Origin of the sequence: Pseudoalteromonas sp. MIP2626 (genome assembly GCF_013414205.1) — a bacterium.
Lineage (GTDB): Bacteria > Pseudomonadota > Gammaproteobacteria > Enterobacterales > Alteromonadaceae > Pseudoalteromonas > Pseudoalteromonas nigrifaciens.
The window spans coordinates 1-522 of the sequence record NZ_JAATTW010000130.1 but is presented as its reverse complement, the minus strand read 5'-3'; the positions used below and the strand labels follow the sequence as shown (position 1 = coordinate 522).

The following is a 522-nucleotide window of genomic DNA, read 5'->3' as shown; positions in this document are numbered from 1 at the left end:
AATCATTCAGGCATGCAAAAGGAACTAGAAGCGTGGTGGCACAAGTGCGAGCGTGAAAGGTTAACTCAGCATAATTGTGATGAATATACCGAAATAAGCTCAGGACATGGGCGTGTTGAAACACGTACATGCCAGCAGTTACTTATAGATAAAAGCTGGTTAGGCAAGGATTATCGTTGGCCTGGCTTAACGAGTATTATTAAGGTCAGGGCTGAAGTTCATGATAAGTCGGCAGGGTCGGATACCACTGAAACACGCTGGTATATAAGTTCATTAGACTTAAATGCAGCGCAAGCACTCAATGCGGTACGCAGTCACTGGCAGGTTGAAAGCATGCATTGGATGCTTGATATGAACTTCAGAGAAGATGAATCGAGAATACGCAAACTTCAAGGGCCATTAATGTTTAATGTAATGCGAAAGATAGCCATGGCGCTTTTTAAACAAGATACATCTAAGTCAGCTAGTATGGCGAGGAAAAAGAAAATGGCAGGGCTAGACGATGATTACCGCTCAACCCTG

Annotated in this window: 1 protein-coding gene; it reads left to right on the top strand. The window is 43.5% G+C overall.

Going from position 1 to position 522, the window contains the following annotated elements; translation table 11 throughout:
• The coding region (locus HC000_RS18365; RefSeq protein WP_179808394.1) for an ISAs1 family transposase at positions 1–522 on the top strand (522 nt) is incomplete at both ends.